The 5,550-nt window shown below is 47.3% G+C and carries 6 protein-coding genes; 5 read left to right on the top strand and 1 reads right to left on the bottom strand.

All coding sequences use genetic code 11. From position 1 onward, the window contains the following. Nucleotides 1-623, top strand: a 623-nt coding sequence (locus tag B3P58_RS04000) for a hypothetical protein (protein WP_286716177.1), incomplete at its 5' end; no start/stop codon positions are given. Between the two features lie 26 nt (nt 624-649). On the opposite strand, the gene B3P58_RS03995 is transcribed toward B3P58_RS04000, so the two are convergent. Then, entirely contained in the window at nt 650-1,972 is a 1,323-nt protein-coding gene (locus B3P58_RS03995) for a metallophosphoesterase (protein ID WP_286716176.1), read from the bottom strand. A gap of 327 nt (nt 1,973-2,299) precedes the next feature. On the opposite strand from B3P58_RS03995, the gene B3P58_RS03990 reads away from it, so the two are divergent. From B3P58_RS03990 to B3P58_RS03975, 4 genes are all read left to right on the top strand, one after another. Continuing rightward, nucleotides 2,300-2,941 carry a chalcone isomerase family protein gene (locus B3P58_RS03990; RefSeq protein WP_286716174.1) on the top strand — a complete coding sequence of 214 codons (642 nt, stop codon included), beginning with the start codon at nt 2,300-2,302 and terminating at the stop codon, nt 2,939-2,941. A 230-nt stretch (nt 2,942-3,171) separates the two neighbouring features. Beyond that, nucleotides 3,172-3,609: a gamma-glutamylcyclotransferase family protein gene (locus tag B3P58_RS03985; RefSeq protein WP_286716173.1), complete on the top strand. Its 438-nt coding sequence runs from the start codon at nt 3,172-3,174 to the stop codon at nt 3,607-3,609. Nucleotides 3,610-4,104: 495 nt separating this feature from the next. Beyond that, nucleotides 4,105-4,683 carry a hypothetical protein gene (locus B3P58_RS03980; RefSeq protein WP_286716172.1) on the top strand — a complete coding sequence of 193 codons (579 nt, stop codon included), beginning with the start codon at nt 4,105-4,107 and terminating at the stop codon, nt 4,681-4,683. A 97-nt stretch (nt 4,684-4,780) separates the two neighbouring features. Continuing rightward, nucleotides 4,781-5,395, top strand: coding sequence for a DUF5677 domain-containing protein (locus B3P58_RS03975; RefSeq protein ID WP_286716171.1), 615 nt, complete (start codon nt 4,781-4,783; stop codon nt 5,393-5,395). The last annotated feature ends 155 nt before the right edge of the window (nt 5,396-5,550 follow it).

Below are 5,550 nucleotides of genomic sequence, written 5' to 3'. Positions count from 1 at the left end.
TGGTTTTAACAAGGATGGCTTTACTGAGCAGCGTTCTCGCTGTTTTTGCCGGGCAAAGTGTACAGGCAGAAGAGACTACCTGTGAAATGCTGATCACACCGGCAAATCTCAGTCAGCAGACCATTAATGGTCAGGTTGTTTATCTGCTGCCTGCCGACAAGGTACAGCAAACTCAGAGCATTACCGGCTGTGTTAATTACACTGAGTTGTTGCAGAAAAATCAGGACGACAGCCGTAAAGCCAGTGCCGATATTGCTGCACTGCAGCAGCAGAATGCTGACCTGGCGCAGCAGCTGGAAAAATACCGCATACTGGTGGCGGATCAGACGCAGCTGGGCGACCGTTATAGCCAGCTGAGTACTCAGTATCAGGATCAGGTTAAACAATGCCAGGCGCTGAACACGAATCTGATTTCAGTGGCCGATAAACTGGATACGTTATCCGGAGAATACCGCAGCATTGCCGTACAGTCGCTCAGCCGTTACCGCGTTGGCGCTGCCGTTGGCGGTGGCAGCGAAGGTTTTGCCAGCCAGCTGCATGTTGGCTATGACACACTCAATCTGTTTATTCATAATTACGATGATAAAACCAGCGCGTTAATCGGTGCCGAGCTGCGTTTTTAAGACGCAGTCCGGCCGATTGAATACCGTTAATATTGCTGGCTGCGTTGTGGAAAGGTCAGCATAACCTGTTCTGTAGTGGCACCACTTTCATCATTGGGGATGGTAATCATCCTTACCTGAATATCATCACCAAGCGTGATATGCGCAAATCCCCAGACCATGCCCTGCAACCACAGCTCCTGATATTCAGCATAGGTTTTTTTCTGATATGCCTGAAACGGCGTATGAATTGGCCGCTGTTTTGCCGCAGCACCTGAAACAATGATTGGCAGTGGTTTTAATTCCTTTCCGTTTGCACTGTTATATTGCTGGCAGTCATCCTGATGAGCTTCCAGATCATGCTCATGCCCGGCCAGATAAATATCGGCAAACTCGCACAGCATAGGCATTAATAACGGGCGCAGGGCGCGGGCCTCTTCAAATTTACTGCCCCCGGATGACCAGAGGGGATGATGTCCGGCAACAATTTTCCAGCGTGCTGAAGACTGCTTCAGGGCATTTTCCAGCCAGTCTAACTGCTGCTTTTCCTGTCCCTTTGGTTTCTGCCAGTCATCATAGTGTTCCAGACTGTTATGCTTTTTTTCGCTGCCGTCAGGGTTGAGCTTGTCTTTTAAAACCGTTGTTCCGGCCAGCAATAAATTGGTATCAATAACAAAGAACTCGGCGTCACCGCGATTAAAAGAATAAAAACCGGGCTGTGGTAAGATCATTTTATTGTCGTCACGGCTGGCCCAGGCAATCTGTGCATCACGACCGGCGCGGGAGGTTTGCCAGTCATGATTGCCCAATACGCCGTAAATACGGAAATCATCATGGCTGCTGACCAGTTGGCGGAAAGGCAGATCGAGAATATCGAGGAAACGCTGCTCATCACGCTCACTGCCATCGCCACCGGCCGGATAAATATTGTCGCCGAGCATCAGTGAGAAATCACAGCGATTGCTCTGACAATACTGTGTCATGGCGCCAGCCACGGCATTCAGTCCGGTGCGTTCGACGACATAATCTGTGCCACTGAGACGATGTATTGGCGGTGCAACAAAATCCGCGGGTGGCAGACCCTTCTTTTCCCAGGCAGCGCGTTCACTGAGCAGGAATTGCTGGCGGGTTTTCGGGTTATTTAAGCTCGCCTGTTTTGGATAATCATAATGGTAACCGCTGTCACCAAAGGCAATAAAAGCAACGGGTTGCTGCGTATCAGCCAGTGGTACTTTGTTGAATGGCTGATTTTGCTGCACATTGGTGGTTGTCATCGGCTTGCTCTGACAGGCCGCCAGCAGTGCAGAAACAGTGGATAACAGTAAAAAGGTGCGCAGTTTCTTATGGCCATATTGCAGTCGCAGTGTCATTTCATTCTCCGGTTAAGGCAATTGCCCGCTGTTGTAGCATGGGTAATGCAGAGAATGGATGACAGTGGGGGTCTGTTTGGCTCACGCTAATCCGTATTTCTGGTAGTTAATGCGGTTTTTATCAGGAATAAGAAGGAGAATTTAAGGGAAACCTCCCAATACCCGTCAGGCTAAAGGCTTACAAGTGCGGTCTTGCGGTCGTTCTCCGGAGTGGTTAGAGTGCAGGGCTGAAATGCTGGTAAAGGATGTTGCCAGTGTTGCCTGTTGTTATCTGTGGGTTTTCCTTACAGGACATAATCGGGCGCTAATAATGATAAGGAGTGTCGTATGAAAATATTCTCAGCCGCTTTTTCCCGCCTTTGTAATTTCCAACCCCGCATTGCTGCTGCGGCCTGTTTTTCGGTGCTGATATTAATGCTGTCAGTACAGACTCAGGCACGGACCATTGCCGATACTGAATTCCCCGATGTGCTGGAAGCGACCGGCGAGTTTCCACAGATGACACTGAATGGCGCCTCGGTGCGTAAATATTATTACGTGGTCGATATGTATGTGGGTTTGCTCTATATGCAGAATCCGGGGCGTTCTGAACAGGCCGTGATTAATGATGAGGGCTACAAACGCATGGTATTCCACACGCTGCTGCCGCGTGCCAGCGGGCGTCGTGTTGCCAAGGCGCTGTACGATGCATTGAACCTCAGCAACGAAGAAGCCGAGGCATTAGGTGCGCCGATTGACGAAGTCATTGAGATGTTCGATGTCAGCATGAAAAGTGGTGACGAAACCCACGTCGAATACGTTCCCGGTGTTGGCACCCGCATTATTGTTAAAAATGAAGTGCGCGGTGTGATTGCCAGCAAGCGTTTATTTGATGCGTTTCTGGGAATCTGGATTGGCGCCAAGCCGTTCAGCGAAACCTTCAAGGCAGAAATTCTGGGCACCGAGAATGCCCTGATTGCGCATGAATAATTGCTTATGAAGAGCGTGCATAAATAGCCGCCCATAAATAGCAGCATATAAAAACAGGAATGCATAATTGCCTTTCCTGTGCTTAATCCGGACGGTGTGCAGCCGCACACCGTCTGGCATCAATATTCCCTCTGCTTCACTTCGTTGTTCATTTTCGCTGCTTTCTTTTACGCGATTTTTCTTTTTAGGTTTGGCGTTTTACACTGCAGGCAAAATTCTGAGAGTCAGCCATGAACGACTGGTTGTTTGTCTACGGTACTCTGCAACAGCACTGGCTGGCGGATGAATCGAAGTGGCCTGCTACGGCCGATAAAAAGGCATTACGGCAATTGCGCCGCGCCCTGCAGCAACAGGCGCGCTGGTGCGGGCCGGCACAGATCCGTGGCCGGCTGTATCGTGTGGCTCATTATCCGGGGCTGATCTGTGATCCGCGCGGTGACTGGATCAATGGCGACCTGTACGCCTTGCGGCAGCCACAGAGCCTGTTGCCATTGCTGGATGCCTATGAAGAATGCAGCCCGGCGTTTCCGCAACCGCATGAGTATCAGCGCGTGCGCTGCCCGGTGCAGGTTATGGCGGAGAATGGTCAGCGGACGCTGACAAGACGCGCCTGGGTGTATCGCTATAACCGTTCTGTGGCGGGGTTGGAGCCGCTGGCGGGTTACTGAAAAGCGTTCACGGCTTAACGGTTTTTTAATCAGCGGGTAGGGTGGGCACTGCCCACCAAATGGCCTGTAAAGAAAGCCGCTGCTCAGCAATGAGTGGCGGCTTTCTTGTGGGCGATCGCGTAACTCTGAATGTAAAGAAATACTGATATATATACAGTATATTTTGAATTCTTTTGAAACTGGCACGCTTTTACATTCGTGCTTGCTCGTTTTGTCAGAGGGTAGTAATTTAACCGTCAAATAAATCAATAGCTTGCCCTCAGGGTTACAAGAGGGGTCTACAAGCCAGGTGTAAAGTTAGCTGCAAAGAAAGCCGGAATTAACAGGCGTGCGCGTTTTTCTGGAAGGGATTTTCAAGTTATGAAAGATTTCTTAGAAGAGTCAGTGAGTTATACAGGCTTTCCCGAAACTGCCGCTCAGGATAAATGCGCATGCACACTAATACACTGTTAGCTTCCTCTCTGTAATTTGCAGCCAAACCAAAGGACTTAAGAATTGGAAAATCTAGGGAATACAATTTTGGCTGCGCTCACATCATTCATTGAGTTTTGGGGCCAGAAAGAAGTCATTGGTATTTTTATTGGCGTAGCGGGAAGCGCTATCTGGTATCGCGTTACTGGCGCAGTGGAACAGAAGCAAAAAAACAAACAGGTTGTTTCAATAGTCCGGGCAGCAGTCGCTGAAACAGCCAGGATAGCGGATCAAAATCTCGGAATTGTCGCCAATGAATTAGCCAGACTATGTGAAGAAAAATTAACATTAGATCCACAAACAGACTTCCCACCAACTTCGGCAGATTTACTGCTTTTGGTGTCAAATTTCAAGCCAAACAAAAGCATTGAGCTATGGAGCTCGCTGAAGAAAATCGAGGCGTTAAGCAGTCAAGCAGAAAGGCTTGCATCAGAAACGGCTCAATTGAGGCGCGCAATAAAACTAGAGAGCAAAACTGAAATTTATATGTTCGAGCTAATCCCGTATTTGCAGCAGCATGATGAGCTGCACGCGAGAGTTCTCGGCCAAATCATTGCGGAGTGCCAAAAATCCAGCACCCTGCTAGAGGGTGTCAGAAGCTAACAATGCGTTCAACTGTCGCTCACTTCGATCTCTGGACAGTCAAAGCTACGATTTTTTATGCCCGTTAGCTTAATCTTTATGCGTACAGGATGATTCTTTGAATAATCAAGATTGGGAAGAAATCAACAAAATTCGACTTGATGCTTTTTCTAAGATCTGTCATAAAAATCTGCAACAAAAGTATGTCGCACTGTTGATGACTAGAGTTTCTGAATTATGCCAAGATTGCCTCCTATTATTAAAGAGCAATCGTGTTGCATCGGCACCAATAGTTCTACGAAGTTCCTTGGAATCATATATTGATCTAATGTGTGTGATTAACGATATTGATTATCTTGATGAAATGAATAAATCGTTTGACTTTCACAAAGCTAAAATAAAGGGTGAAAAAGTAAAAGCTAAAGATTTGATATCAATTTTTAAGAAGTTTGAGCTTGCAGGTGAAATTGAAACTTATAACGGGTTTTACGCTCATTTATGTCGTAGCTCTCATGGAAATTTAGAAATGCTAATTAATTTTCACACTGTTGGCGAGCGAGTATCGATTGGCCATACGCCAAACTCCGATGAAATAAAGATTCTCGAAAATCAATCTGTCGCTCTAGCTGCAACCGCATTAATCGAAGGATTGAAGTTTTTAGGTAAGTTTGACAGCCAAATACAAAAACTTGAACATATTAAAGAATTTGCAGGCAGTGGAAAATACGCATAAAAAGCGCATCAAATGATGGGAAATTATTTACAAGACTGCTCCCGACTTTCGTATTTCAGCGCTACTGCTTTTCAGACTCGGCTATGAACTGAAATTCATATCTCAAAGTCAGTTTTTTGGAATGCGGCTGTGCGGATTGCTTAAACCGGCGATCG

The organism is Thalassolituus sp. UBA2009 (assembly GCF_002335285.1).
In the GTDB taxonomy this organism is placed as follows: Bacteria; Pseudomonadota; Gammaproteobacteria; order Pseudomonadales; family Oceanobacteraceae; genus Venatoribacter; species Venatoribacter alkanivorans.
Note: the sequence above shows the minus strand (reverse complement) of the source record. Positions and strands in the feature narration are given on the sequence as shown.